Origin of the sequence: Fictibacillus arsenicus (assembly GCF_001642935.1) — a bacterium.
In the GTDB taxonomy this organism is placed as follows: Bacteria; Bacillota; Bacilli; order Bacillales; family Fictibacillaceae; genus Fictibacillus; species Fictibacillus arsenicus_B.
This window is the reverse complement of sequence record NZ_CP016761.1, coordinates 1,611,990-1,637,746: the sequence shown is the minus strand read 5'-3', so window position 1 is coordinate 1,637,746 and position 25,757 is coordinate 1,611,990. Positions and strand designations below refer to the sequence as shown.

27 protein-coding genes and 1 other annotated feature are annotated in these 25,757 nt (G+C 38.5%); of the genes, 10 read left to right on the top strand and 17 right to left on the bottom strand.

Going from position 1 to position 25,757, the window contains the following annotated elements:
* Positions 1-135 precede the first annotated feature (135 nt).
* From ABE41_RS08585 to ABE41_RS21025, 3 genes are all read left to right on the top strand, one after another.
* The gene (locus ABE41_RS08585) at positions 136-552 is read left to right on the top strand and encodes a globin domain-containing protein (RefSeq protein WP_066288837.1); all 417 of its coding nucleotides are present in this window, start codon (positions 136-138) and stop codon (positions 550-552) included.
* Positions 536-1,438 (top strand): ClpXP adapter SpxH family protein, encoded by a 903-nt coding sequence (locus tag ABE41_RS08580; protein ID WP_066288833.1) that lies wholly within the window; start codon positions 536-538, stop codon positions 1,436-1,438. Before ABE41_RS08585 ends, ABE41_RS08580 begins: the two co-directional genes overlap by 17 nt.
* 93 nt (positions 1,439-1,531) lie before the next feature.
* On the top strand, positions 1,532-1,708 hold the full coding sequence (locus ABE41_RS21025; protein WP_156774254.1) for a hypothetical protein: 177 nt from the start codon (positions 1,532-1,534) through the stop codon (positions 1,706-1,708).
* Between the two features lie 275 nt (positions 1,709-1,983).
* On the opposite strand, the gene pepF is transcribed toward ABE41_RS21025, so the two are convergent.
* The 3 genes from pepF to mecA all read right to left on the bottom strand — a co-directional run bounded on the left by pepF (position 1,984) and on the right by mecA (position 5,894).
* A complete protein-coding gene (gene pepF, locus ABE41_RS08575; protein WP_066288830.1) occupies positions 1,984-3,801 on the bottom strand; it encodes an oligoendopeptidase F in 1,818 nt (605 codons plus the stop codon).
* A gap of 76 nt (positions 3,802-3,877) precedes the next feature.
* Positions 3,878-5,056 (bottom strand): competence protein CoiA, encoded by a 1,179-nt coding sequence (locus ABE41_RS08570; protein WP_066288827.1) that lies wholly within the window; start codon positions 5,054-5,056, stop codon positions 3,878-3,880.
* 166 nt (positions 5,057-5,222) lie between these two features.
* On the bottom strand, positions 5,223-5,894 hold the full coding sequence (gene mecA / locus ABE41_RS08565) for an adaptor protein MecA (RefSeq protein WP_066288823.1): 672 nt from the start codon (positions 5,892-5,894) through the stop codon (positions 5,223-5,225).
* A gap of 323 nt (positions 5,895-6,217) precedes the next feature.
* Here mecA and ABE41_RS08560 point away from each other — a divergent pair, with 323 nt between their 5' ends.
* Complete coding sequence (locus tag ABE41_RS08560) at positions 6,218-6,883, top strand: TerC family protein (protein WP_066288821.1); 666 nt, start codon at positions 6,218-6,220, stop codon at positions 6,881-6,883.
* Positions 6,884-7,279: 396 nt separating this feature from the next.
* On the opposite strand, the gene spxA is transcribed toward ABE41_RS08560, so the two are convergent.
* The 3 genes from spxA to ABE41_RS08550 form a co-directional block, all read right to left on the bottom strand.
* Positions 7,280-7,678 (bottom strand): transcriptional regulator SpxA, encoded by a 399-nt coding sequence (gene spxA / locus ABE41_RS08555; RefSeq protein ID WP_066288819.1) that lies wholly within the window; start codon positions 7,676-7,678, stop codon positions 7,280-7,282.
* A gap of 270 nt (positions 7,679-7,948) precedes the next feature.
* Positions 7,949-8,083 carry a hypothetical protein gene (locus ABE41_RS21450; protein ID WP_281249401.1) on the bottom strand — a complete coding sequence of 45 codons (135 nt, stop codon included), beginning with the start codon at positions 8,081-8,083 and terminating at the stop codon, positions 7,949-7,951.
* 37 nt (positions 8,084-8,120) lie between these two features.
* Positions 8,121-8,735 carry a GNAT family N-acetyltransferase gene (locus ABE41_RS08550; RefSeq protein WP_066288817.1) on the bottom strand — a complete coding sequence of 205 codons (615 nt, stop codon included), beginning with the start codon at positions 8,733-8,735 and terminating at the stop codon, positions 8,121-8,123.
* Positions 8,736-8,862: 127 nt separating this feature from the next.
* Here ABE41_RS08550 and ABE41_RS08545 point away from each other — a divergent pair, with 127 nt between their 5' ends.
* The 3 genes from ABE41_RS08545 (at position 8,863) to ABE41_RS08535 (ending at position 11,545) form a co-directional block, all read left to right on the top strand.
* Positions 8,863-9,045, top strand: a complete 183-nt coding sequence (locus ABE41_RS08545; RefSeq protein ID WP_066288815.1) for a hypothetical protein — start codon at positions 8,863-8,865, stop codon at positions 9,043-9,045.
* A gap of 94 nt (positions 9,046-9,139) precedes the next feature.
* Entirely contained in the window at positions 9,140-10,900 is a 1,761-nt protein-coding gene (locus ABE41_RS08540; RefSeq protein ID WP_066288814.1) for a UbiD family decarboxylase, read from the top strand.
* Positions 10,901-11,005: 105 nt separating this feature from the next.
* Positions 11,006-11,545 carry an HD domain-containing protein gene (locus tag ABE41_RS08535; protein ID WP_066288813.1) on the top strand — a complete coding sequence of 180 codons (540 nt, stop codon included), beginning with the start codon at positions 11,006-11,008 and terminating at the stop codon, positions 11,543-11,545.
* 33 nt (positions 11,546-11,578) lie between these two features.
* Here ABE41_RS08535 and ABE41_RS08530 read toward each other — a convergent pair whose 3' ends face one another.
* From ABE41_RS08530 to ABE41_RS08505, 6 genes are all read right to left on the bottom strand, one after another.
* Positions 11,579-12,430, bottom strand: a complete 852-nt coding sequence (locus ABE41_RS08530; protein ID WP_066288812.1) for a DegV family protein — start codon at positions 12,428-12,430, stop codon at positions 11,579-11,581.
* A 132-nt stretch (positions 12,431-12,562) separates the two neighbouring features.
* Positions 12,563-13,561 carry an ABC transporter ATP-binding protein gene (locus ABE41_RS08525; protein WP_066288809.1) on the bottom strand — a complete coding sequence of 333 codons (999 nt, stop codon included), beginning with the start codon at positions 13,559-13,561 and terminating at the stop codon, positions 12,563-12,565.
* Positions 13,561-14,580, bottom strand: a complete 1,020-nt coding sequence (locus tag ABE41_RS08520; RefSeq protein WP_066288806.1) for an ABC transporter ATP-binding protein — start codon at positions 14,578-14,580, stop codon at positions 13,561-13,563. Before ABE41_RS08520 ends, ABE41_RS08525 begins: the two co-directional genes overlap by 1 nt.
* Before the next feature lie 21 nt (positions 14,581-14,601).
* The gene (gene opp3C / locus ABE41_RS08515; RefSeq protein ID WP_066288803.1) at positions 14,602-15,624 is read right to left on the bottom strand and encodes an oligopeptide ABC transporter permease; all 1,023 of its coding nucleotides are present in this window, start codon (positions 15,622-15,624) and stop codon (positions 14,602-14,604) included.
* Positions 15,624-16,553, bottom strand: coding sequence for an oligopeptide ABC transporter permease (gene opp3b, locus ABE41_RS08510; protein WP_066288801.1), 930 nt, complete (start codon positions 16,551-16,553; stop codon positions 15,624-15,626). The genes opp3C and opp3b overlap by 1 nt, the downstream gene beginning before the upstream one ends.
* A gap of 234 nt (positions 16,554-16,787) precedes the next feature.
* Positions 16,788-18,476, bottom strand: coding sequence for a peptide ABC transporter substrate-binding protein (locus tag ABE41_RS08505; protein ID WP_066288799.1), 1,689 nt, complete (start codon positions 18,474-18,476; stop codon positions 16,788-16,790).
* 429 nt (positions 18,477-18,905) lie between these two features.
* On the opposite strand from ABE41_RS08505, the gene ABE41_RS08500 reads away from it, so the two are divergent.
* Entirely contained in the window at positions 18,906-19,277 is a 372-nt protein-coding gene (locus ABE41_RS08500) for a DUF3899 domain-containing protein (protein WP_066288797.1), read from the top strand.
* Between the two features lie 27 nt (positions 19,278-19,304).
* Positions 19,305-19,553: a binding site (T-box leader), on the top strand.
* Between the two features lie 57 nt (positions 19,554-19,610).
* Complete coding sequence (gene trpS, locus ABE41_RS08495; protein WP_066288795.1) at positions 19,611-20,600, top strand: tryptophan--tRNA ligase; 990 nt, start codon at positions 19,611-19,613, stop codon at positions 20,598-20,600.
* Between the two features lie 270 nt (positions 20,601-20,870).
* Here trpS and ABE41_RS08490 read toward each other — a convergent pair whose 3' ends face one another.
* The 3 genes from ABE41_RS08490 to ABE41_RS08480 form a co-directional block, all read right to left on the bottom strand.
* Positions 20,871-21,617 (bottom strand): YjbA family protein, encoded by a 747-nt coding sequence (locus ABE41_RS08490; protein ID WP_066288792.1) that lies wholly within the window; start codon positions 21,615-21,617, stop codon positions 20,871-20,873.
* Positions 21,618-21,754: 137 nt separating this feature from the next.
* Positions 21,755-22,993: a beta-ketoacyl-ACP synthase II gene (gene fabF / locus ABE41_RS08485; protein ID WP_066288790.1), complete on the bottom strand. Its 1,239-nt coding sequence runs from the start codon at positions 22,991-22,993 to the stop codon at positions 21,755-21,757.
* 41 nt (positions 22,994-23,034) lie between these two features.
* Entirely contained in the window at positions 23,035-23,967 is a 933-nt protein-coding gene (locus ABE41_RS08480) for a beta-ketoacyl-ACP synthase III (RefSeq protein WP_066288786.1), read from the bottom strand.
* A 189-nt stretch (positions 23,968-24,156) separates the two neighbouring features.
* Here ABE41_RS08480 and ABE41_RS08475 point away from each other — a divergent pair, with 189 nt between their 5' ends.
* Positions 24,157-24,465 carry a YppG family protein gene (locus tag ABE41_RS08475; RefSeq protein ID WP_066288785.1) on the top strand — a complete coding sequence of 103 codons (309 nt, stop codon included), beginning with the start codon at positions 24,157-24,159 and terminating at the stop codon, positions 24,463-24,465.
* 41 nt (positions 24,466-24,506) lie between these two features.
* Here the strand turns inward: ABE41_RS08475 and ABE41_RS08470 are convergent, their stop codons facing one another.
* On the bottom strand, positions 24,507-24,689 hold the full coding sequence (locus ABE41_RS08470) for a ComZ family protein (protein ID WP_066288782.1): 183 nt from the start codon (positions 24,687-24,689) through the stop codon (positions 24,507-24,509).
* Between the two features lie 163 nt (positions 24,690-24,852).
* Complete coding sequence (locus ABE41_RS08465) at positions 24,853-25,749, bottom strand: NAD-dependent epimerase/dehydratase family protein (RefSeq protein ID WP_066288779.1); 897 nt, start codon at positions 25,747-25,749, stop codon at positions 24,853-24,855.
* Positions 25,750-25,757 lie beyond the last annotated feature (8 nt).

The following is a 25,757-nucleotide window of genomic DNA, read 5'->3' as shown; positions in this document are numbered from 1 at the left end:
AAATTACATAAATACACGCGCTAAAGGAATGTTAATAGCGGATAGAATACTTTGCTAAGAGTTCATATTGTTTGCTTACAATTCATGAACCTTGCTACAATAAACTTACAAATTAACGCAAGGAGCTTTTGCACCATGTTTGATGAAACGAAATCACCATATTACCTATTAGGAGAAAAGCAGGGAATCGAAAAACTTGTAACTACTTTTTATAGTTTGGTAAGTAAAGATCCTTTGCTGTCACCTCTGTTTCCAGATGATTTAACCGAGACTGCTTATAAACAGACCCGTTTTTTAAGTCAGTTCTTTGGCGGACCGCCTTTATATACAGAGGAATTCGGACATCCTATGCTTAGAGCCCGTCACATGCCGTTCCCAATAACTAATACTCATGCAAAAGCTTGGATAAACTGTATGGAGCGAGCAATGACTATTCAAAAACTGGAACCCGAACTACAAGAGTTTTTACTAAGCCGCCTAAAAATGACAGCTTATCATATGGTAAATACGAACGAAGATTCAGAAAGGGGCGAGAATGCTGACACTGTATAATTCCAATTCCTTTTATGACGATCAAGAGAACAATAAAAGTCAAGCATGTCAAAAGCCATTGGAAATCTATTCTGTCATCGATCCGCTTTGTCCAGAATGCTGGTCATTGGAACCTGTTCTAAAAAAACTGCAAGTTGAATATGGACACTATTTCAGACTTCGTCATTTTGTTAGTGGAAGTCTTGAATCTTTAAATACCTATGTCCCTAAAAGAAAAGGATTAAAAACCGCAGAACAAATTGCTGAAAAATGGGAAAAAACAGCATCATTATCAGGGATGAGCTGTGATGGCGATCTATGGCTGGAGAACCCGATATCGTCACCTCATAAAGCTACTCTGGCTATCAAAGCAGCTGAACTTCAAGGCAAACAGCAAGGGATCAAGTTTCTTAGAAAACTAAGAGAAAACCTTTTCTTAAACAAACAAAACATTGGCAACGAGGAAGTTCTTTTGGAGATTGCCCGTTCTGTAGGACTGGATGATGAAGAATTCTTAAATGATTTATCTTCAGAAGCTGCCATTAATGCGCTGCGATGCGATTTAAAGTTTTCACAAGAGATGGATATAACTCAAATCCCAACTCTCATTGTCTTTAATGATAAAACAGATGATGACGGAATTAAAATTTCCGGCTGTTATTCTTATGATGTGTATGTTGAAATCCTAAGGGAAATGTCTGGTGTGAAGATTGAACCAGCACCGCTTCCTGCCTTAGAAGAATTTCTTGCTAATTACTCTTTTGTCGCTACAAAAGAAGTCTCTGTTGTTTATCAAATCAGCTGTGAAGAAGCTGAAAAACAATTAAAGAGACTTGTATTACAGCAAAAAGTTGAACGAGTTCCCGTAAAATACGGAACGTTCTGGAGATATATTCAATCCCGCTGAGAAATCAGCGGTTTTTTTGTTTCGTTTTCTTTCAGGACATGCTTGCATATCCTCCATAAAACAGAATAAACATGTACTAAGGAGGGAGATTAAATGTATTTCGTAATGATCATTGTTAGTCTGATTTCATTAGCAGGGAGTTTCTATTATTTTGTACTCTCTCTATTAAATATGGCCCCAAAAATTGTTGCAGTACCAAGTCTGTTCATCGCAATATTAATTACGATGCTATGCTACAATTATCGTTCAAAACTTAAAAGAATTTTATAGCATTAGAAAATCCTGCCCGGTATTCCGGACAGGATTTTTTTTGGCTGTTTTCGCTTATTTAGTTGCTAGTGGAAGTGGTTGATTTCCGCTCCAGGATGCTAGCTTTCCGCGGGGCGTGCGGTGAGCCTCCTCGGCACCGTGCGCCCTTAGGAGTCTCACCTGTCCCTCTTATCCCGCTGGAGTCTCGCACCTTACGCTCCAAACAACTGGTCAACGAAGTGACTTCGCAAAAAAGAGTCATAAGCAACAATCTTTTAGAAAAGAGCCTTTATTTTTTATTTCTCGAATAGCAGCTCTTCCATCTCGTCTAAAATAGACTCAAATACTTTAAGAGCATCTTCAACCGGTTTTGGAGTTGTCATATCAACACCAGCTTTTTTCAATACTTCGATCGGATAATCTGAGCTTCCGGCTTTTAAGAATTCCAGATATCTGTCTACTGCAGGTTTTCCTTCTTCCAGGATCTGTTTGGATAAGGAAGCGGCTGCAGAGAAACCTGTAGCATATTGATACACATAGAAATTGTAATAGAAATGAGGAATTCTTGCCCATTCTAATCCAATTTCTTTATCAATTGCAAGATCTTCACCAAAGTACTTAACATTCAGATCATAATAGATCTTTGTTAATAGTTCTGGAGTTAAAGGCTCTCCTTTTGCTGCGCGAACATGAATTTCCTGTTCAAACTCAGCAAACATCGTCTGACGGAAAACAGTACCTCTAAATCCTTCTAAGTGGTGATTTAATAGGTAAAGCTTTTCTTTCTTATCCGTAGTTTTTTGCAGCATGTAGTGGTTTAGAAGGGCTTCATTACATGTCGATGCCACTTCTGCAACAAAGATAGAATAATCAGCATACGGATACGGCTGGTTTTCACGTGTATAGTAGCTATGCACGGAATGACCGATCTCATGAGTAAGTGTGAACAAATTATTTACATTGTCTTGCCAGTTCATCAAGATGTATGGCATTGTTCCATAAGCACCCGAAGAATAAGCTCCACTGCGCTTTCCAGCATTCTCATGAACATCAATCCAGCGCTTTTCATAGCCTTCTTTAACGATTGTTTTATACTCTTCACCCATAGGATCCAAGCTGTCCAACACAAGCTGCTGTGCTTCCTTAAAGCTCACTTCCATCTTTGCATCTTTTACAAGCGGCGTGTACAAGTCGTACATATGGAGCTCATCAAGACCTAGAGCTTTTTTACGAAGACGAACATAACGATGTAGCAAGTGAAGGTTGTCATTGACGGTTTTCACTAGGTTATCATATACCGCTTCAGGAATATTATTGTTATTTAAAGCTGCTTGGCGAGCCGACTCAAAATGCCGAGTTTTCGCAAAGAAATTATCGCGTTTTACAGTACCCGCAAGTGTGCTTGCAAATGTGTTTTTATACGAATCATACGTTCCATAAACCGCTTTAAACGCATCCTCCCTTACACGGCGGTCGGAGCTTTCAAGAAAACGGATATAGCGGCCATGGGTAACTTCAATATCTTCTCCATTCTCGTCTTTAATAACAGGGAACTTCAAATCAGCGTTATTAAGCATACCAAAAGTATTGCTTGATGTATTAGCCACTTCTCTGACATCAGCTAAAAGTGCTTCTTCTTCCTTTGAAAGCACATGAGGACGCTGACGGTTGATCTCGTCTAGTGCATGTTTATAAAGCGCAAGCGGCTCATAGCTTTGAAGGAACTGACTGAGTGCGTCTTCAGAAAGAGATAAAATTTCAGGCACAGCAAAAGAAACAGTGCTGCTTACTTGTGTTGCAAGATTGGAAGCACGATCGTTCAATCCTTGATAGAAGGAGTTAGTTGTGTCCTGGTCATATCTCATATGAGCATATGTATAAAGCTTACCAAGCTTTTTAGTTACTTCATCTTGTTTTTGCAGATAAGTATAAAGTGTTTCGGCTGATTCACCTAATTTTCCCTGAAAGGATTTAAGTTCAGGAAGCATCTGCTTCGTTTCCTCAAATTCTTTTTCCCAAACTTCATCCGAAGCGTAAATCGCTTCTAAATCCCACGTATCTTCAACAGCAACTTCATTACGTTTAGGCAATGATTTTGTTTTTGTTTGAGACATACAAACACCTCCATATGAAATTAAAGAAAATGCATAACATTCTCCTTATGTATATCTACATATTACCAGAAAATGCTTATACAAAGTCAAAAATTACGGCTTTTTTACTGAAAATTTTGTCTTGTTCGAACGCCTCATCAAGCGTTTTTGGATAGGGAACGGGTCTCTTCTTTTTATAATGGATGTCATTTATCTGCTCAATAATGTTTTCAGATTCCAGATAGTTCAAATATCCTTTTATGGCACATTGATAATTTCCATTTAAATAAGGAAGTTTTCTTTCCTGAAAGATTCGTTTTACCATTAATCTCTTACACTCATTTTCAAGCTGCTGCAAAGTAAAGGGTGAAGATAATTTATCAATAATAAACAAAAGATATGATTGCCAAATATAAGGTGAAGTTTCAATGAAGTAATAGTTATAAGAAGGCATTCCTGCTAAAGGAGAAAATAAAGTGATTGACCTGTGATTAAAATACATAACTTTCTTTACATACATAATAGAAGGAGAAACATTTTTATAAGCGGTCATTCTCCATGTCTTTTTCTGATTATTCCACAATAGGTTTTGATATTTGTAACTTTTACTATTGAATGAATCAAACATCATGCTCAGTTCCAGGTTTTTTGCAGCAAACGTATATCCCTCAGCTATTACTTTTCTTTGTGAGATCGGAAGAATATTTCTTAGAAGGAGGAACTGCTGCTGCAAAGGACAAAAATAATTTAAATAAAGTTTACCTGTTTTGTCTCTTTTGGCAGCGGTAAGATCAGTCATTTGCAGGGAATATAAATTCTCTCTCTTCTTCTTAATTCTTTTCATACCAAAAATCCAGTCAGATTCTACTCCAATTGATTGATAGCCATAAATTCTGCTTGTAAACATATCAACATTCAATGTTGCACATTGATATTCGATCGCATGATTTTTCTCACCAAGGTAAATATCCGGCCTTTGAGCTATGTCGCGCAAATAATGTTCGAGGTATAGGTTTTCTTCTTTTTTCATAAGCCAGTGAAACAGGCTCTTTTTTCCCATTAAGTGATAGTTCGTTTCTGCTTCATGTAAACCAGCACAAGCACCTTGAGACTGATGTGCGAAATGCCATACTTTTTTTGAACCGCACTTGGGTATTACTTTATTCTTGCAAACGGGACATAAAAGCATACCTGTTCTCATTTTTGAGTACCACTGTTCCTTTGAAGATTCTCCAGTCATATCAACAAATTGATTTTCATAAAGCGCAACAAGCATTTCTGTCACCACTCCCCTCAGCTTCTAAATTAATCATGTATGAAAGGAGCATAAGAAACATTTGGACCTTTTCTTAAAATTAATTTTCAATAAACTAGATATCGAGAATTTCCTTTGAACAAAAAAATAAAAACCGATTTCAAATGTTACTGAAATCGGTTATAACTTATAATTTGAAATATTTTTGTACATGTTCCAAAGCAGCCTCAGCAACAATTGTTTTGCCATATTCCTGAATACGGTATACTGACAAATCTGAGTCATTGCCATACTCCAGCAGTTGAGCTAATAGATCATCTTGTTCTCTGTCAGGCGCATCTGGGTTGAATGTTACATACAGATAATACTTGCCTGCGAAGTGATACAGCGAATTCTCAAATGAGGAAGAATCAATTGTATGGCTGAGAAGTATGACATCTTCAAAATCTCCAAATGAAATTAAGAAAGATAAGTAATCATCTTCAGCTTCTTCCAGTTCATCGAACTCTTCTTCTTCTGATTGAAATTGCTGATCCAGCAATTTCTCAATATTTTGATCAACAGGCAAGTCTAACTTATCGTCACCTATTGGAAGTTCAATCTTTTTACCGTCCTTAGACATTTGTGCGCGTGTAACTATAATTTCAAGACCTTTATCCAGAGCCTGCACTTGAATCCAAAGAGGACCTTCTAATGGAAACTGTTCTTGCTGGTGTGCTTCGTCCATCATCTCCCAGAAGAGTTCTTCTCCTCTTTCCCGGTCAGCCCATATTTCTTCACGGTCGAATCCGCGATCTTCAATATCTCTGTAGGTTATGAAAAATTTAATGGTGAACTCATTCACTCTTTCAATTTCCATTTCTGCTTCTCTCCCTTCTCTCCGGTTTGTTCGTGAAGGGATAAATACCCCTAGAAAAAAGCAATACTTACTACCTTTTATTCCCTAACTAAAAATACATCAATCACAATTAAACCTCTTGTACCTTATTCTATGACAAAACAGCTAATCTGGAAATAAAAAAGGCCCGTATTTACTGCCCTTTTTTACGCCTAGATTCATGATGAAAAAACTGCTGCTGCTTGACGCAAGTGGTCAAGCTAGACTATAATTCAATGGTCTTTAAGGTTAACATATTGTACCATAACTCACTTGAAATTTCATTACATACGGGGGTTTTACTTTTGGAAACGGATTTTCTGATATCCCTTTTGCAAATTATAGCAATTGATATTCTACTTGGCGGCGATAACGCTATTGTTATAGCCCTTGCCAGCAGAAACTTACCTGAGAAACAGAGAAATAAAGCGATTTTCTTAGGAACAGGACTGGCTATAGTAGTACGTGTAGTATTAACCATTGTAGCTGTTTATTTATTAAATATTCCATTCCTATACCTTGCAGGAGGTATTTTACTTCTAATCATTGCGTACAAGCTTATTCTTGAAGAAGATGAAGAGCTTGATGTAAAAGCAGGGAAGAATTTATCTGATGCGGTTAAAACGATTGTATTCGCAGACATTGCTATGGGTCTGGATAATGTTTTAGCGATAGCAGGAGCTGCACACGGAAATATTATTCTTGTTGTAATTGGATTATTAGTATCTGTACCAATCATTATATGGGGAAGTAAAATAATATTGCACTTCATGGAACGGTTTCCTGTATTAATTTATATTGGTTCAGGCGTACTCGCTTTTACCGCAGCAGGTATGATCATTGAAGAAAAAATGCTTCATACAGTATTTGCTGATAACACTATGCTTGAATATGGTTTATATTTATTCTTAATCATCGGTGTCTTATTTGCAGGTATATTGACTAACTCCATTAAAAGAAAAGCAAAGTAAAGAATAAGAATCCTGCCGGCACATGCTGGCAGGACTTTTTATTAAGATGGCCATTTTCGCATACATTGTTTGCTTTGGAAGTAGTTGATTTCCGCTCCAGGCTGCCGCTTTCCACGGGGCGTGCGGTGAGCCTCCTGCCGCTTTGCGCCATTAGGAGTCTCCACCTGACCGCTCGTCCCGTAGGAGTCGGCAACCTTGCGCTCCAATCAACTTGCAAATGATGACGTTACGAGCAAAATGCAACAATCTTTTAGAAAATCGCCATTTAGATCTTCGCTGTAATCAACCTTTCAATGAAGAGAAATGAAAAAAAGCGATAACAACATTCTTTTAGTTAATTAGTTAGTTATAAAACATAAAAAAACTCCCGCACTTTTAGCAGCGGAAGTTTTTCTTTTATTCATTTACAAGACGCTGTGCTTCCATAAGCTGAAAAGTCCGTACTCTTCTTGGCAAGAAACGGCGAATTTCATCTTCGTTATAGCCAACTTGCAGACGCTTTTCATCCAGGATGATTGGTCTTCTCAATAATCCAGGGTGATCTGCAATCAATTGATATAGATCTTGCAATGGCATGGATTCAAGATTAATGTTAAGTTCCTGGAACGTTTTTGAACGAGTAGAAATAATCTCGTCAGTACCGTCCTCAGTCATCCTCAAGATTTGCTTAACTTCTTCTATTGATAAAGGTTCCGAAAAAATATTTCTCTCTTGATAAGGAATTTCATTCTCTTTTAACCATGCTTTTGCTTTTCGGCATGATGTACAGCTCGGCGAAGTAAATAGTGTGACCATATTGGAACTCTCCTTCCCCTCTCTCTGATTTAGGTACTTTAAAAAAGTTATTAAATCATCATTCATAGTATACTACACATTTTACATTTTCGGTAGAGGTTATACAGACTTTTGTACATTTTTACGAATTTGTCATACAAATGTAATACATATACAGCATGTCTTACACAACTTATCCGTCATTTTTCCATACATATATATAGACGTATTACCCGAAGATAAGTTTCATAAAACATAAAAAAATAAAAGAGTGGAATAACCACTCTTTTGTTAAGCTATGGTTTTATTTACTTGTGATGCAGGACCTTTTCGCGGAATACTTGGTTTAAGATTCTTCAGGTTTTTCTTCAGCATCTCTTTCCATAATTCACGCTTTGTTTTCTTTTTTTTGTCTTTTTGTTTCATAGCGCCTGCTCCTCCTTTAACAAGGAAAATAGTAAAATTATTCCGAAGCGGATTCCCTTGGCGTATCTGAAGACTCATTTTTAACCATTTCGGGTTTAGGAGCCGCTGGTTCTGTATCCAAGGTGAGCACTTCACTTGCTGGCTGATAAGACTTTCCGTACAATTCACTATCTTTGTACGTGTGTATTTCATTATACGTCTTTTTCATGTTTTCATAAATAGTTTCTTCAGATTCTTCTGTTGGTGACCAGAATAAGATCTCCATCTCATTCACTTCATTCGTTGCAAGGGAACGCCTTCTATACCCGATACTTGATGCGTGTTCAAATCCCTCTCGTGTATAAAACCGCAGACGTTTTTCAGTGTCTGTATCTTCATAATCAACCGGCTCAACTTCTAATATAATCGGTTTGCCTTTGGCTTTTAATTTCTCGATAAGCTTATGACCAAGTCCTTGTCCTCTGGCATCTTTAGATACAAATAAGTAATCAATAAAAACAAAGTCTGGAAGTTCAACGTACATTAGAACATGGTGCTTCCCTTCATCTTTATGATAAATATCACTCTTTTCATCCAGCAGAAGTTCCATATGCTCTTTTGATTTCATCTCTTCAATCGGAAAATATTGATTTAACTTCTCATACCAATTCATTGTTTCCCCATCAGCTCCTTAAGTTTTTATATTATATAGTTTTCCCTCTTTCTTCCTTTGTTATCATGGGATACAATAGAGAAAGAAGTACGTGGTGAACAGGTTGTAAAAAAAGGAGGAATCCTCTTTGGTATCATTCTTTACCGATTTAACGTTGTTAGCTTTATGTGTGGTTGGTATTACAGCATTGATGGGAACGATTTCCCAAGTCATCGCGGTAAAATTGTTCGGCGGCAAGAAAGTATCACATTTCGTGGATAAATCGAAGTCTTTTCAGCAAAACTGGAGTCCTGTAAAAAGAAGAAATTAAACGGAACAACCCGGAACTTTCGGGTTGTTTTTTCACATTTTTTACCCGAACTGCTTTATAATACAAGGGTAACATACATAATAGAGGTGTACAAATGCATAGAAACCTTAGAACGTTTATTAGTCAATTAAGAGAAGAAAAAGAAATTTTTGAGATACATGCTGAAGTCGATCCATATTTAGAAATCCCTGAAATTCACAGACGTGTAATTGCAGAAGAAGGTCCTGCTCTGCTTTTTACAAATGTAAAAGGTAAAAACATACCCGTAGTGACGAATCTGTTTGGAACGATAAAACGTGTAGATATGGCCTTTGGTCCAAAACCTGAACAATTAGTTAAAGATCTTGTCTCATCTATTGATGCACTTATGCCACCTTCCCCTTCTGTTCTATGGAAGAAAAAAGGGATGATCAAGGATGTTTTATCTCTAGGAACAAAAAAAGTCGGCAAGAATAAATCTCCTGTACTCGAAACATTTACGACGAACGTCAATATGAAGGAGCTTCCGGCTCTTACTGGGTGGCACCTAGACAGTAATCCATTCGTTACCCTTCCGCTCGTTTATACTGAGCATCCAGATAAACACGAACACAACCTTGGAATGTATCGGATTGAGATTAAAGAAGAAAATAAAACCGGAATTCACTGGCAAATTCATAAAGGCGGCGGTTTCCATCATTATGAAGCAGAACAAAAGAACCAATCACTGCCTGTTACATTATTCTTAGGTGGACCTCCTTCTTTAATGATCAGTGCGATAGCTCCTCTTCCAGAAGCAGTTCCTGAACTAATGTTTTCATCTATGCTTATGGGAGAAAAATTAAGTCTTGCTCATGTTGATGGCCACCCTCATCCGTTAATTGCCGAGGCAGAATTTGCTTTTGGCGGTGTGGTTCCCCCTCATGTTCGCGAGCCTGAAGGACCATTTGGAGATCATTATGGATATTACTCTTGGGCGCATGACTTTCCTGTCTTCAACATTGATAAAATGTGGAAACGAAAAGATGCGATCTATCCAGCTACAGTAGTAGGAAAGCCAAAGCAAGAAGACTATTTTATCGGAGAATATCTGCAGCGTTTAATGAGTCCTTTATTCCCGGTAGTCATGAATGGTGTGCGGGATTTATGGACGTACGCAGAAACTGGATTCCATGCATTAGCAGGTGCTGTAGTTCGTGAATCATATTATAAAGAAGGTCTAGCTCATGCATTCCGAATTATGGGAGAAGGACAGCTCACATTAACTAAGTTTTTGATGGTAACCAACAAACCTGTTAACCTGCAAAACTTCGCGGAATTAGCTGAAGGAGTTTTAGAAAGATTCCTTCCTGAGCGCGATTTGCTGATTATTCATGATACATCCATGGATACATTGGATTATACGGGACGTAAGTTTAATACAGGCTCTAAAGCAATCATGACGGGCCTTGGTGAACCTGTCCGTGAATTAAAAAGAACATATGAAGGCGGAACGATATCAGGGATTAATGATGTTGGTGTTTTCTGCGGAGGCTGTTTAACTGTGAGCGGACCATCCTTTGATGAAGCTCCAGATTTTGCTGAACATCTTTTGTCGAACAGTCATGAATCTTTTAAGGATTGGCCGCTCGTCTTTTTAGTAGATGATGCTTCCATCGCAGCAACTCAAGCTGAGTTTTTATGGACAACATTTACCCGCTTCGATCCGGCATATGATGTTTATGCTAAGAGTACGATTGACCGGAACCGTATTAAATATGAAGGAACGATAATCATTGATGCAAGGATGAAGCCTTTCTATCCGGATGTTGTTGAAACTCGTCCCGATATTGATCAAAAGGTTACTGAAAGATGGAATGAATATTTTAAACAGTAAAAGAAGCGTTTTCACGCTTCTTTTTGCATTTTATAAGTTGATATATTGTCCAAACGGTGGTAAAGTATTTAACAATATACATTTTTAAGGAAAGGAGAAAAACTTATGAGAAAAATCACCTTATTAGATCTTTATAAACATCCTCATGTACAAAAATACGTTAAACGTTCAGGTATGGTACATGCCATTTCTACAGCTTATCATGCTTATCGTTTAGCAGTGAAACATGGTGTGGATCCAGATATGGCAACTAAGGCAGCTTTTCTTCACGATATCGGACATTATACATGGTATAAAAATGGCCACTGGGACTATGACATGTATAAAGAGAATGATATTCATGCCATTAAGGGTGCCGAACGCGCACACCGTATTTTAGTTTCGTTGGGAGAAGACCGCAAAAAAGCGAAAGAGATTGCCCTGGCTATTTTACTTCATACAGATTCTTATCTGCCGGCAGGCTCATTGAATTTAAATCCGCTGCAGCAGGTTGTTGCTCTTGCTGATGAAGCAGACGAAGAACCAGGCGGATCACATCACTATCGCACAGTCAGTGATATAAAAGCATTAACCATGATCAAAAAATTAGATGAAATGGTAGATGAGTATAATGAAGAAGAAAAAGTAAAACACTCTGTTTCCTAAAATGGAAAAGAGTGTTTTTAACATCCTTACATATTAATATGCTACAAAACCGATAGCTCTTTCACTGGAATACGTTCCAATTGTACTTCCGAATCGGGTATAGATTACTTTAGGGAAGCTATCAAGTGCAAACAATTCATCAAATTCTTTTTTAACTTCTTCTGTAGAAGAAAAACTATGAATTAAATAAAGTGTTTTCTCCGGGTTTTCTGATTTCCACTCTAAAATGATTTCTTTCATTTTCGTTAACCCTTTTTTACTGCCTCGGTACTTGCCGATTGTTGCAACTACTCCATCTATAATTGAAATCATAGGTTTTATATTAAGCATACCAGCAATAGCGCCTTGTACGGCTGAAATTCTACCGCCCTTTTTTAGGTTTTCTAGTGTTTCAAGTAGTACATACGCTTTAATTCCTGCTTTTGTTTTTTCAATCCGCGTTACAATCTCGCTTAAAGAAACTTCTTTTTTAGACATCTCGATCGCTTCATTTAATAAAATCTGTACACCGCCAGAAGCAATTCCAGAATCGATAATCGTAACTCGTCTTTGTTCCTCTTCTGTAAGCATACTTTTGCCTATTGTTGCGCTTTGGACAGTACCGCTTAAATTAGAAGAAATTCCGATATATAAAACCTCATTGCCTTTGTTCAATTCTTTTTGAAATGCCTCAAAAAATGATTGTGGTGATGGCTGGCTTGTTTTAGGCAGATCCGGTTCATTTGACATTCTTTTATAGAATTCATCTTCTCTTATATTAACCCCATCTAAATAGTGATCTTCTCCAAACTGTACATTTAGAGGGACAATTGTTAATGGAATATCCGTTATTTCAGAATTTATTTTTAAATCACTCGCGCTATCAACGATAAAACTTAGTTTCATGAATTTACCCCTTTTCTGCTTCTCAATCAATAGTAGGGATGTGTAACGATAATTTTGTATACGCTTTACACACTCAATTTAGTTTAACATAAAAAACGACCTCCTGAAATGACGGAGACCGTTTTAAATGTGTTAATTATTTTGTTTAACAGCTTCCTCATCATAAAGATGACAAGCTACCCAGTGTCCTTCTCTTGCTTCCTGCCATTTTGGCTTAACAGCTGCACATACATCCATTGCATGTGGACAGCGAGTACGGAAACGGCATCCGCTTGGAGGATTGATCGGGCTCGGAACATCACCTTCAAGGATGATTCGTTCACGGCTTCTTTCTAATTCAGGATCAGGAACAGGAATCGCTGATAAAAGAGCTTGTGTATAAGGATGCAGAGGCTCTTCATAAAGCTCATCACTTGTTGTAAGTTCCACGATATTTCCTAAATACATTACACCTACACGATCAGAAATATGTTTAACCATAGATAGATCATGGGCAATAAATAGATAAGTAAGACCGCGTTCTTTTTGAAGTTCCATCATTAGGTTTACTACTTGTGCTTGAATGGATACGTCAAGTGCCGAGATAGGCTCATCGGCAATGATAAAGTCAGGATCTACAGCAAGTGCACGAGCAATCCCGATACGCTGACGCTGACCGCCTGAGAACTCATGCGGATAACGGTTAGCATGCTCTCTGTTCAAACCTACTGTTTCAAGAAGTTCGTAAACACGGTTGTCACGATCTTTCTTTGTTTTTGCCAAGCCATGAATATCGATGCCTTCAGCAATGATATCTTTAACTGTCATTCTAGGATTTAATGATGCATATGGATCTTGGAAGATCATCTGCATCTTACGGTTGAATTTCTTTAGATCAGAACGGGATTTTCTTCCGTGAACGTCTTCACCTTCATAGAATACTTCTCCATCTGTTGCATCATATAGTCTGATGATTGTACGACCTGTAGTAGATTTACCGCATCCGGACTCTCCTACTAGACCAAGTGTTTCACCTTTATAAATATCAAAAGATACATCGTCTACTGCTTGTAAAACGCCCTTTTTTCCAGCTGGGAAATACTTTTTAAGATTTTTAACTTCTAGTAACTTTTCTCTCTCTACAACTGCCATTATCGAGCACCCCCAACTACTGCCGCTTCAGGCGGTTCAACTTTTGGCGCTCGCTCATCTAACAACCAGCAAGCAGCTTTGTGCGATGAAGAAACGTTAGTAGCCTCAGGCATATGTTCCAAACATACTTCCATCGCATAAGGACAACGCGCTGCAAACGGACATCCTTTCGGAGGATTCATTAGGTCAGGCGGCGTTCCTGGAATTGCTAATAGTTCTTTTGAATCTGCATTTAATTTTGGCATGGAAGCTAACAGACCCCATGTATATGGATGTTTCGGCTTGTAAAAGATTTCATCAACAGTACCTGTCTCAACGATCATACCACCGTACATTACGGCTACACGCTGAGCGAGGTTTGCAACTACTCCTAAATCATGCGTAATAAGGATAATTGCAGTTCCTGTCTTGTCTTGAAGATCACGCATCAAGTCCAAGATCTGAGCTTGAATCGTTACATCAAGTGCTGTTGTCGGTTCATCCGCAATCAATACCTTCGGATTACAAGCTAATGCAATCGCGATAACAACACGCTGACGCATTCCGCCTGAAAATTGGTGAGGATATTCATCTACACGAAGTTCAGGATTTGGAATACCTACAAGCTTTAATAGGTTAATTGAACGCTCTTTTGCTTCGCTCTTGCTCATGTTCTGGTGCTTACGCAGTCCTTCCATGATCTGCTTCCCGATTGTCATCGTTGGATTCAATGATGTCATCGGATCTTGGAAGATCATTGAGATTTCAGCACCGCGAATTTTTTCCATCTCTCGCTCAGAAGCTTTCGCGAGGTCTTTGCCTTGGAAGCGAATCGCTCCTTCTTTAATTGAACCAATTTTGTTTGGCAAGAGACGCATTACTGCTTTTGAAGTAACAGACTTACCAGATCCGGATTCACCTACGATTGCAAGTGATTCCCCTTTATCTAAAGATAGGCTTACACCTCGAACTGCTTTTACTTCTCCCCCATACGTCTGGAAGGAGACATGAAGGTTTTCTAGTTCTAAAAGTTTTTCCATTTATAAAATCTCCTTCCTGTACTATTTTCTCATTTTCGGATCAAGTGCATCACGCAATCCGTCCCCTAGCAAGTTAAAGCTGATCATCAGGATACACATGATGGATGCAGGATAGATAGCTAAGTGAGGATAGATACGCAATGATCTAAATCCGTCTGCAATCAAAGCCCCTAGTGAAGCGGTCGGTGGTTGAATACCGAGGCCGATAAAGCTTAGGAATGCTTCGAAGAAAATAGCTCCTGGAATTGTAAATGTACTTGTAACAATGATTGCACCAAGTGTATTTGGCAATAAGTGTTTTGTAATTAATCGGCCGTTTGTTGAGCCGAGTGTTTTTGATGCTAATACAAATTCTCTGTTTTTTAATGATAGGATCTGCGCTCGTACGATACGCGACATTCCTATCCAGCCGGTTATAACGAGAGCTAGTGTGATTGAGAGTATCCCTGGATCAAGTATGATAATAAACAAGATAATTACAACCAGATTCGGAATACCTACTAATACTTCTACTACACGCTGCATCGCGTCATCTACTCTGCCGCCATAAAAGGCAGAAACTCCACCGTATGCAACACCGACGATCAAATCGATTGTTGCTGCTAAAAATGCGATATAAAGTGAAATTTGTGTACCTTTCCAAACACGAACCCATTGGTCACGCCCAAGCGGGTCAGTACCAAACCAGAATTTATCTTCAGCTGGTACATTCTTCATTTCATACTGATCTACGCCGCGAATATCTACTCCGTCCACTCCAAGGAATCCAATCTTCTCTAATCCTGGAATTTTAGGAGGTAAGTTTGCACGCATTAGTTCTTGATCGTCCATGCCATACTTACTTAACGTTGGTGCAATAAGTGAAAACACAATAATGAATACGATTGCAAAAAGTCCAAGCATCGCTGCTCTATTCTTTTTTAATCGTCTAAAAGCATCCTGCCAAAAGCTTAAGCTTGGCTTCGTAATTTCATCGCCTTTACCTGTACCTAAATTTGCAGGGCGAAATAAATCAGGTGTTAGTTTTCTTTCAGACATGCTCATTATGATTTACCTCCCGCAACACGAATACGAGGATCGATGATTCCATAAAGGATATCGACAACTAAGATGATTACTATAATTAAGAAACTATAGAACAAAGTAGTTCCCATAATAACTGGATAGTCATTTAGGTTGATACTTTTTACGAACTGTTCACCTATACCAGGTATTGCAAAAATGTTTTCAATTACAAGTGACCCAGTAATTAGGCCGATTGCCATAGGTCCAAGGATTGTAATGATTGGAATCATACTGTTTCGTACACAGTGTTTAATAATAACTGCTTGTTTGCTAATCCCTTTAGATCTAGCCATTAAAATATAATCTGTCCCTAAAATTTCAAGCATTTCTGTACGCATGAAACGTGCCACTGTAGCAATTACTCCTACGGATAGAGAGAATGCTGGCATGATGTGATACTCAGGACCATTCCAGAATGCTACTGGAAGCCATCCAAGCTTAACCCCAACGTAGTATTGCAAAAGTCCTGCAAATACGAAGGACGGTATTGCTATTCCAAATACAGCCATGACCATAGCCCCGTAATCAATAAACGAGTTATGCTTTAATGCTGCTGCGATCCCTAATACCAAGCCAACTAATGTTCCGAACACCAGTGCTTCAAACCCGACTGTTGCAGATGGGCCCATACCGTTTGCAATCATAGAATTAACGGTACGTCCATCAAACTGGAACGTATATCCTAAATCACCCTGTGCCAATTTCCCTAGATAATTAATGTATTGAACAGGCACCGGGTCATTTAACCCGTATTTTTCGTTAAGTGCATAGCGCTGGGACTCAGTTAACTTCTCTTGATTGTTAAAAGGAGAACCAGGTAATAATTTCATTAAAAAGAATGTAATCGTTGCAATGATCAGCAGTGTTAAAAACATCGCAAACACTCGCTTCGTTATATAGCGCAACATTACAAACACCTCCCCCAAATGTTTCAAACTTAATGTTCTGAAATCTTTCTGTAATATCTATCTTAAGGGACAAAATATTTTATATCAATAGAAAATATTTTTTTTTCGACATTTTCTGATTTCTTTCTTCATCACACAATATATTCCATCCTTGTTTACAAGGCAAAAAGAGAGTACATGTCAGGAACACATGTACTCTCCTGAGAAAAACTATTTACTATTTTTCAATAGAGCTTATTGTTTTCCTTCAATGTAAGCCCACTTGTAAGAAACATCAGCTCCGAATAAGTGATGAGCTAAGTCTTTTACGTATGGCTTTTGAAGGCCAGTTACACCACGTTGGTATAGTGGAGAGATCGCTTGATCTTCGAAAAGAACTTTCTCAGCTTCAAGCATCATTTCCCAACGCTTCTCTTGATCCATTTCTTTTTTCGCATCGTTGATTAACTTGTCATATGCAGGATTTGAATAACCCATTTGGTTATGAGCCCCATCAGTTACGAACATATCTAGGAACGTCATTGGATCTTGGTAGTCAGGACCCCAACCAGCATAAGAGAAGTCATACTCACCTTTAGATTCTAGTTCTAGCTTTTGCTTAAATGGTTGTGCTTTAATAGAAACTTTGATTCCAGGAAGGTTCTTTTCAAGTTGGTTCTTGAAGAACTCACCCATCTTCTTAGCACCATCAGAATCGTAGTTCAATAGTTCAAGTTCTACAGACTCTTTGCCAAGTTCTTTTAGACCAGCAGCCCAAAGTTCTTTAGCTTTTTCTAAATCATAGCCACCGAAGTTGCCGTTTGTTTTACGGAAGTCTTCTCCGTCTGGACCTGGAGTGAACTCACCTGGTACTAGGTAGTAAGCAGGAGTAGATCCGTTGTTAAGAAGTACATCTACCATAGATTGCTTGTCATAAGCCATGTCGATCGCTTTACGGATGTTAGCGTTCTTAAGAGCATCAGAATTCTTAGAGTTTTGGTTTAAACGCAAGAAGAATACTGTAGCTTCTCCGCGAGTGTAAAGATCTTCGTGATCTTTGTATTGGTCAACATATTCCATGCTTAGACCAGTGATATCTGTTTGACCAGTTTCATATAGGTTTACGCTTGTAGCAACGTCCTTAACGATTTTTACGTTAATTTCGTCTAACTTAACGCTGTCTTTATCCCAGTAGTTATCGTTTTTCTTGTACTGCCATCCTTCGTTGTGTTTCCACTCGTTAAGCACGAAAGGACCGTTGTATAATAGAGTGTTAGCTTCTAAAGCGTACTTGTCGCCTTGAGCCTTAACAAATTCTTCTTTTTGCGGATAGAAAGTTGCGAATCCAGTTAATCCTAAGAAATAAGGAGCTGGAGCTTCAAGAGTTACTTCAAGAGTTGATTCATCAACAGCTTTAACACCTAGCTCTTCTACTTTACCGAATAATGGGTCACCATCAGTTTGGATCGCGTTAGCGTTCTTTACAGGTCCCATGATGTAAGCATACTCAGAAAGAGTATCTGGGTGTAAAGCTTTTCTCCAAGAGTAAACGAAATCGTTAGCAGTTACTTTAGATCCGTCACTCCATTTTGCTTCAGGGTTTAGTTTGAACGTATAAACTGTTCCATCTTCGTTTGTGTCATGGCTTAATGCCACACCTGGAGTTGGTTTATTTTCTTTATCAAGACGATATAAACCTTCCATAACGTTGTTCATTACTTCGAATGAAACTGAGTCTGTTGCTTGTGAAGAGTCCATTGAAGGAATTTCTTCTCCATCAAGGATGTTAAGTACTTGCGGCTCAGCTGGCTTTTCAGTTTTATCGCCTTCGTTGCCGCCTTTCTTTTCGCCAGTCTCTTTCTTTTCTCCGCCACTACAAGCAGCTAAGAACATGCTAAGAACAAGAACTAGCGTAAGAAGCAATGACCATTTTGACTTCTTCATGAGTCGACCTCCCCTTTTTATCCTGTTAATTTGTTAGCAGACGAAAGTCTCAAGAATTATCAGACATTTCATCTACAAGTTCGATTATACAAGTTTTCAAACAATTGTGGAATTATTTTTTTTAAGAGTTTTACAAAAAGCCCATGATATTTACTTTTCCTTAACAAAAAATAGGTACAAAGACCTATAATGTGTGAGTGTGTATTTTCTGATTATTCTACAAATTTTACCAAAATTATATGTAAACTAGCATGAATATTACATTCTCGATTTCCTGTGCAGATAGACAATGCCTCATTTTGAATTATAATTCGTCAATTTTATATTTCATTTGTTACAATGGGAGTATAGTCTGACGGCATATTTTGAAATTCGTGGTACATTTTTAGATGTTAATGGTGTATTTTTTACTACTTGGAGGCTTAATCAATGAACGTACACATAAGAAGAATTCTTGTTATTTCTGCATTCCCTGTGATCATTGCTTTGATCATTGCTCTCTTATCTTCTGGACCATTTACCCTTGAAAAATACGTAAACACTCTTTTTTACTTTGCACTTTCTATTGCATTGATCGGTATTGCTTTATATGTAGTGAAAGGTGGATTTTTTGACTTTTTTTCATACAGTTTTAAAAAAGTAGCGAAAGCATTAACGAGAACGCCTGATGTTCATAATGAAGTATCTTTTAAAACCAACTTTCATTTATCAGAAAGAGTAAATGTTTCTTATATGAAATCTTTTTTATATAGCGGATTATTTTTAACATTTCTTTCAATTGCCGTTGCATATGTATTGTAATTTGTGTATACTACTAAAAAATAAATGACTAATGTGATGATGAAGAAGAGTACATGATGAGAAGCTCTCAGAGAGCCTGTGGCAGGTGAAAACAGGCAGTGGATCATGATGGAATGGGCTTTGGAGCATTCTGACCGAACCTTTTAGTAGGCTCAGACGTGTATATGTCCGCACGATATAAATGGACAGCGTATCGGTATTTCCTGTACGTATTCGAGTGATTTTCATATTACGTGAGAATTATAAGGGTGGCACCGCGGTCCATTCGTCCCTTGCATAAGGCGACGAGTGGGCCTTTTTATATTGATTTTTAAAAAAAAGGAGAGATGAATCATGTCTGTAATCTTTTCAGGCATACAGCCGAGCGGTAACTTAACCATCGGCAATTACATTGGAGCTATGAGACATTTTGTTAAGCTTCAGCATGAGCACGAATGCTACTTTTGTGTAGTTAATCAGCACGCGATTACTATGGCACAAGATCCTGTTGAGTTAAAAAGAAACAGCCGGAATTTAGCTGCTCTTTATTTAGCTGCTGGAATTAATCCAGAAATTTCAACTATTTTTATTCAATCAGAGGTGCCGGCGCACACAAAAATGGGATGGATGATGCAATGCGTTTCCTATATCGGGGAATTAGAACGCATGACACAATTTAAGGATAAGTCTTCTGGCAAGGAAGCTGTTTCTGCTGGCTTATTAACTTATCCTCCACTGATGGCGGCAGATATTCTTTTGTACAACACTAGTATCGTTCCAGTTGGCGATGACCAAAAACAGCACATTGAGCTGACACGTGATATTGCCGAGCGTTTTAATAAAAAATACCGAGAAGTCTTCGTTATTCCTGAACCGCGTATTGCTTCTGAAGGTGCTAGAATTATGTCACTCGTTGATCCTGAGAAGAAGATGAGCAAATCAGATCCGAACCAGAATTCTTTTATCTCTATGCTGGATGACGAATCTGTTATCTTAAAGAAGATTAAGCGAGCAACTACAGATTCTGATGGAGTTGTCGCTTATGACAAAGAAAAGAAGCCAGGTATCTCAAACTTGCTGACTATTTACTCACAGCTTACTGGTGAGAGCATTAAATCACTTGTAGAAAAATACGAAGGAAAAGGTTACGGAGATTTCAAGCAAGGTGTAGCTGAAGCAATCATTAACACTTTAAAACCAATTCAAGAACGCTATAAAGAATATCTAGAGTCTAATGAATTGGATGCCATTCTTGATAAAGGTGCAGAAAAAGCGAACCGTGTTGCAAACAAAACTCTGAATAAGGCTGAACGTGCTATGGGATTAGCCCGTAAACGTGTATAAGATTACTTGAAGCTGTGTCTGTTGCGTGAAACTAGTTCTATTTTGCGTGGTAGCAGCGAGATTCGGCGTGGAACTCATGTAATCCCGCGTGAAACTGAGATCCTTTTGCGTGAAAGTACATGGTTTTTGCGCGAACGTGAAATAGATTTAAGAACACGTACCGTAAAAAGGCTTTTCTCCTCAAGAAACGAGCATCTGAAGCGGAGATCTGCTTCTATAAAGCCAAAATAAATACAAAAAACCAGCGGAATCTAAAATCCGCTGGTTTTATTAATTAACGTGAGTTCCATTTTCAAGTTCCCAAATCTTTTCAAAGTACGGCTGTCCTTTTACAAGTCTTTCGCACATATCTAAATGCTGCTTCGACCAGCCGCTCTTTAATTCGCAATAAAGTGCGTCCCATGCTTCGTCAAAATCCATTCGTTGAATTTTCCCGTATTGTTCAGGCATCCACTCTGTGCACCAATATCTCATTTCAGCTACATTTTTTGTCGAATGCAATTGATCAAGAGCCATAAAAAGCAGTTGTTTTAACTGTCTTTCCTTTCTTGTCAGCCCTCTCATGCTGTCTGGATTTGGTGACAATATGTGATATTCTTTGCTCATCTGCTTTGCGCTGAATGTGTAAACTTTTGTTTCTGTTTGCTCCGCCATCTCAAAAACGAGCTGTTCTTGTCTTGGAATGAGTCTGCTCTTTCGTATTGGTATTCTATAACCCATTGTATCTACAATCAACGATTTTTTCTCATCCGTTATGATAAAGCAATGTTCTAGCTGTACGCGCTGGTTGTTCTTTCTGACATACGCTTTTTGATGCACTTCTTCTAATAATGCATCTGGAAGATCGTTTAAATCATTTTCGATGTAATGAAAAAGTGTTGATTCAATCTTGATAATGGGTACTTGATCCAGCAGCTCAATATAGTCGTCTTTTCTCCATTCATGGAACTCACAAACGTTATAGCCATTCTCTTCTCCTTCAAACCAGTTGACCCAAACATCACGTAAGTATAACATTTGTACCCCTCACTTTTTTACCGATTTGTATTTAAAATCAGTATAGTCAGAGGTTGTCCTTTTTATTCTAAAATAAGGCAATTAGCAAATCGAAAAATAGAACCCCGTTTCCTCAAAGAAAACGGGGTTCTTATTCATTATTCTTCTATTTTTTTAAATACAAGTGACGCATTATGCCCGCCAAAACCTAGCGAGTTGCTTAGTACAGCTTTCACTTCTGCTTGTCTTGCTTTGTTCGGTACATAATCAAGATCGCATTCTTCGTCAGGTGTTTCATAGTTGATTGTTGGAGGCAGAATGTTTTCTTGAATCGCTTTTACTGAGAAAATAGCTTCAATACCACCTGCAGCACCAAGCAGATGTCCTGTCATTGATTTAGTTGAACTTACAGGAATCTTGTATGCTTGCTCATTAAAGACAGCTTTAATCGCTGCTGTTTCAAATTTATCGTTAAAATCAGTACTTGTGCCATGTGCGTTAATATATGAAATGTCTTCTAAAGCAAGACCGCTGTCCTCAACAGCCTGCTTCATTGCACGTGCACCGCCTTCTCCGCCAGGAGCTGGCTGGGTAATGTGATAGGCATCACCAGTTGCTCCATACCCAACGATTTCGGCATAAATTTTAGCTCCGCGCTTTTTAGCAAATTCATATTCTTCAAGGATAAGAATTCCTGCTCCTTCTCCGATAATAAAACCGCTGCGGTTCTTATCGAAAGGGCGGCTTGCTGTGTTCGGGTCCGGATTTGTTGATAGAGCACCTGCCTGGCAGAATCCTGCTAATGCCATATCTGTAATAGGTGCTTCAGTACCGCCAGTAACCATAACATCAGCATCTCCGCGCTGAATAACTTTGAATGCATCTCCGATCGAGTTTGCACCTGAAGCACATGCGGTTACTGTACAAGAGTTCATTCCTTGCGCACCAATTGCAATTGAAACCTGGCCTGAAGCCATGTCAGGTATCATCATTGGAACAAAGAATGGACTAACACGTCTTACGCCTTTTTCTTCAAAAATCCTGAACTGTTCTTCATGTGTATCCATTCCGCCAATACCTGAACCGATCCATACGCCAACGCGAGGTGCAATGTCTTCTGTGATCTCCAGGTTGGCATCTTTAACTGCCATCAGTGATGCAGCTACTGCAAATTGTGTAAAACGATCCATTCTGCGTGCATCACGTTTATCCATGAAATCAGTTGGATCAAATTCAGTGGCTTCTGCAGCAACTTTTACCGGAAACTTTTCAGCGTTTCTTCTCGTTAGCGGTCCTACCCCGCTTTGTCCTTCTAAAATCTTTTTCCATGTTTCTTCAACACTATTTCCAAGAGGAGTTACGGCTCCCAAACCAGTTACGACTACTCTTTTTTTCATTGTAAAACCTACTCTCCTTTATCAGGTTTGTTAAATTCAGCTTATCTGCCCCATCGAAGTGCAAGTGCACCCCATGTTAAGCCCCCGCCGAATCCGACAAGTACGATTGTATGATCTTCTTTTATTTTACCATCTTTTAGTGCTTCTTTTAATGCCATTGGAATTGACGCTGATGATGTATTTCCAAATTTATCAATGGTTACGATCATTTTTTCTTTCGGAAGTTCCAATCTTTCTCTGGACGCTTCCATAATTCTAATATTCGCCTGATGGGGAATCAAAAAGTCTACATCTTCTTTAGTAAGTCCTGCTTTATGAACAACACTCAACGATGTTTCTCCCATCTGTCTTACAGCGAACTTAAAAACTTCCCGTCCGTTCATATGAATAAATTCATTCTGGTAAAGATGTTTAGCACCTGTCCCATCAGAACCTAGTTCAAAAGAAAGGATCCCTCTTCCTTCACTTACTGGTGAAAGGATTGCTGCACCTGCACCGTCACCAAACAATACAGCTGTATTGCGGTCATTCCAATCTGTAATTTTGGATAGCTTTTCAGCCCCTACTACTAGTACGTTTTTATAAGTGCCTGTTTCAATAAATTGTTTTGCAACCACTATCCCATAAATAAAACCTGCACATGCTGCACTGACATCCATTGCAACTGCATTCTTTGCTCCTAAATAATCTTGAAGCTGACACGCTACAGAAGGAAAAGGATTATCAGGTGTTACGGTTGCTACAACAATCATGTCGAGGTCTTCAGCTTTTATGCCTGCATCTTTCAATGCTTCTTCAGCAGCATGTCTTGCCATATGTGAAGTTGTTACAGTTTCTGCTGCAATTCTGCGTTCTACGATTCCGGTACGAGTTCTAATCCACTCGTCATTCGTATCTACCATTTTTTCAAGGTCGGAGTTCGCCAGAATTTTTTCCGGGATATAACTTCCCATCCCTATGATTCCTGCATTCATACCATTACCCCTTTGCCTATAGTTTTAAATAAATTAATATCAAATATTATGACCTGGTACTAATTTTATGCCAATTTCGTTATTTTGTCTAGTTAAAGTTGTTTTCTTTCACCAATAAAGGGCTTAGGGCATATCCTGTAAAGAAGAAAAATGTAAGTTTGGTGAAATTGATATTAGGAGTGGTTCAAAATGCACAATCCTCTGCATCAACAACAGCCAATGTATCCTCCGCAGTTTCCTGGACGTTATCCAATCGGCCACGGCCAGCAGCAGCCCCTTCATATGAGACAGGGAATTCCTCCTCAATCCTTTGGAGGGCCTGGATTTAGAGGAATGCCTGCACCGTTTCAGCAGCCGTTTCCACCGCGTCCATTTTTACATTCTTTCAGAACGCAGGAAGGATCTCTGGACTACAATAAAATTTTTGCCGTGATTGATCAATCTGTAAAAGTTGCACAGCAGATATCCCCAATTTTCTCTGCGTTTAAAAAGAAGTAAAAAAAGCCAACCCGCTCAGGTTGGCTTTTTGTTTACATATCTTATATGTTTTCTTCTTTTCCGAGTTCATATGCGTCATTCATTACGTTCATTAAAAGCTGAAGCATCGGCTGAATATCTTCCATTCCCAGCTCAATGCCTTTTTGCTCTAAAAATGCTTTTGCCTCTGGCATATGAGACATCGCAATCTGCATAAATTTCATGTTAAGTTCGTTGTTCATCATTAAAGTTGCCTCCTCTTTATGTAAATGGGCAATAATTTAGCCCCTTCATATTATAAAGAAAAAAAGGAATTCAAGAAACACTTTATTATGACAATGAGTTTTTTGCAGTTGAACTAAAAGATGGTCCCAGACTTATCAAACTGTCTGGAACCATCTTCATAATTTAGATTTCATTTGATTTTGGCTTTGACTTCTTGTTTTTAAAATGCATGATCTGTTTTTGTATGCCTTCTTTGATCCTTGTCTTTGCTCGAAAGCCGAGCTCAAGCTCAGCTTTCTCTCCCTTAATGCGCATTTTCCTTTTCTCTGTGAAAGTCAGCTTTTCGGCTTTTAATTCTGTAAGGCCCTCGAGCCAATGGTTTGGTTTTCCGCTTGAAATATTGTAAATTTCATTTTTGGCGGGAGCTTTACCAGCTAAAAATAATGCTTCTGCAGCGTCCTCTACAAATAAAACATCTTCAGTAACTGTATCTTTTGATATTTGCTCTTGTCTATTATCATCTTTGGCTATCACTTGCTGATAGGTGTGATGCTCCGGTTGTCCTGGTCCATATACGGTTGGCAAACGCATAATGACAAATGGAAAATCATTTTGTTCTGCCAATTGTTTTATCATATTTTCTTCTGTTAATTTAATAAGACCAAAAAGTGTTTCAGGATTCTTTGGAGAATTTTCGATTACTTCTCCTTGCCTCTTTCCATAGACATCATATGAAGAAACATATATGAGCTTTGTTTGCGGGTTGGCAAACGAAGCGACTTTTTTAAGAACGGAAACATGTCTTTGAACTTCATCTTCAATATTTGCCCACGGTGCAGCAGGTTTAATAGAGCAGGCAAGATGAAAGATAACATCACAGTCTTTTGTGTATGGCTGCAGATCTGTATCGTTTATATCATAAGGCAGATATTGAAAACCAGCATGGCGTGCAATATAATCGATGCGGTCTGGTGACTCTGCCATATCAATTCCGACAACATCAACTTCTTCATCCAACAAACGGCTGCACAAATGAAAACCGATAAACCCTGCTGCTCCAGTAACAAATGCCTTTTTCATGTATGAGC

What these genes read in the sequence shown, in the direction of transcription:
- ABE41_RS08475 (WP_066288785.1), top strand. Translation starts at nt 24,157, where the DNA reads ATGCACAATCCTCTGCATCAACAACAGCCAATGTATCCTCCGCAGTTT.
- ABE41_RS08505 (WP_066288799.1), bottom strand. Translation starts at nt 18,476, where the DNA reads ATGAAGAAGTCAAAATGGTCATTGCTTCTTACGCTAGTTCTTGTTCTT.
- opp3b (WP_066288801.1), bottom strand. Translation starts at nt 16,553, where the DNA reads ATGTTGCGCTATATAACGAAGCGAGTGTTTGCGATGTTTTTAACACTG.
- ABE41_RS08520 (WP_066288806.1), bottom strand. Translation starts at nt 14,580, where the DNA reads ATGGAAAAACTTTTAGAACTAGAAAACCTTCATGTCTCCTTCCAGACG.
- ABE41_RS08490 (WP_066288792.1), bottom strand. Translation starts at nt 21,617, where the DNA reads ATGTTATACTTACGTGATGTTTGGGTCAACTGGTTTGAAGGAGAAGAG.
- opp3C (WP_066288803.1), bottom strand. Translation starts at nt 15,624, where the DNA reads ATGAGCATGTCTGAAAGAAAACTAACACCTGATTTATTTCGCCCTGCA.
- trpS (WP_066288795.1), top strand. Translation starts at nt 19,611, where the DNA reads ATGTCTGTAATCTTTTCAGGCATACAGCCGAGCGGTAACTTAACCATC.
- fabF (WP_066288790.1), bottom strand. Translation starts at nt 22,993, where the DNA reads ATGAAAAAAAGAGTAGTCGTAACTGGTTTGGGAGCCGTAACTCCTCTT.
- ABE41_RS08530 (WP_066288812.1), bottom strand. Translation starts at nt 12,430, where the DNA reads ATGAAACTAAGTTTTATCGTTGATAGCGCGAGTGATTTAAAAATAAAT.
- ABE41_RS08465 (WP_066288779.1), bottom strand. Translation starts at nt 25,749, where the DNA reads ATGAAAAAGGCATTTGTTACTGGAGCAGCAGGGTTTATCGGTTTTCAT.
- ABE41_RS08500 (WP_066288797.1), top strand. Translation starts at nt 18,906, where the DNA reads ATGAACGTACACATAAGAAGAATTCTTGTTATTTCTGCATTCCCTGTG.
- pepF (WP_066288830.1), bottom strand. Translation starts at nt 3,801, where the DNA reads ATGTCTCAAACAAAAACAAAATCATTGCCTAAACGTAATGAAGTTGCT.
- ABE41_RS08570 (WP_066288827.1), bottom strand. Translation starts at nt 5,056, where the DNA reads ATGCTTGTTGCGCTTTATGAAAATCAATTTGTTGATATGACTGGAGAA.
- ABE41_RS08470 (WP_066288782.1), bottom strand. Translation starts at nt 24,689, where the DNA reads ATGATGAACAACGAACTTAACATGAAATTTATGCAGATTGCGATGTCT.
- ABE41_RS08580 (WP_066288833.1), top strand. Translation starts at nt 536, where the DNA reads ATGCTGACACTGTATAATTCCAATTCCTTTTATGACGATCAAGAGAAC.
- ABE41_RS08535 (WP_066288813.1), top strand. Translation starts at nt 11,006, where the DNA reads ATGAGAAAAATCACCTTATTAGATCTTTATAAACATCCTCATGTACAA.
- ABE41_RS08525 (WP_066288809.1), bottom strand. Translation starts at nt 13,561, where the DNA reads ATGGCAGTTGTAGAGAGAGAAAAGTTACTAGAAGTTAAAAATCTTAAA.
- ABE41_RS08480 (WP_066288786.1), bottom strand. Translation starts at nt 23,967, where the DNA reads ATGAATGCAGGAATCATAGGGATGGGAAGTTATATCCCGGAAAAAATT.
- mecA (WP_066288823.1), bottom strand. Translation starts at nt 5,894, where the DNA reads ATGGAAATTGAAAGAGTGAATGAGTTCACCATTAAATTTTTCATAACC.
- ABE41_RS21025 (WP_156774254.1), top strand. Translation starts at nt 1,532, where the DNA reads ATGTATTTCGTAATGATCATTGTTAGTCTGATTTCATTAGCAGGGAGT.
- ABE41_RS08585 (WP_066288837.1), top strand. Translation starts at nt 136, where the DNA reads ATGTTTGATGAAACGAAATCACCATATTACCTATTAGGAGAAAAGCAG.
- spxA (WP_066288819.1), bottom strand. Translation starts at nt 7,678, where the DNA reads ATGGTCACACTATTTACTTCGCCGAGCTGTACATCATGCCGAAAAGCA.
- ABE41_RS21450 (WP_281249401.1), bottom strand. Translation starts at nt 8,083, where the DNA reads ATGAAACAAAAAGACAAAAAAAAGAAAACAAAGCGTGAATTATGGAAA.
- ABE41_RS08550 (WP_066288817.1), bottom strand. Translation starts at nt 8,735, where the DNA reads ATGAATTGGTATGAGAAGTTAAATCAATATTTTCCGATTGAAGAGATG.
- ABE41_RS08540 (WP_066288814.1), top strand. Translation starts at nt 9,140, where the DNA reads ATGCATAGAAACCTTAGAACGTTTATTAGTCAATTAAGAGAAGAAAAA.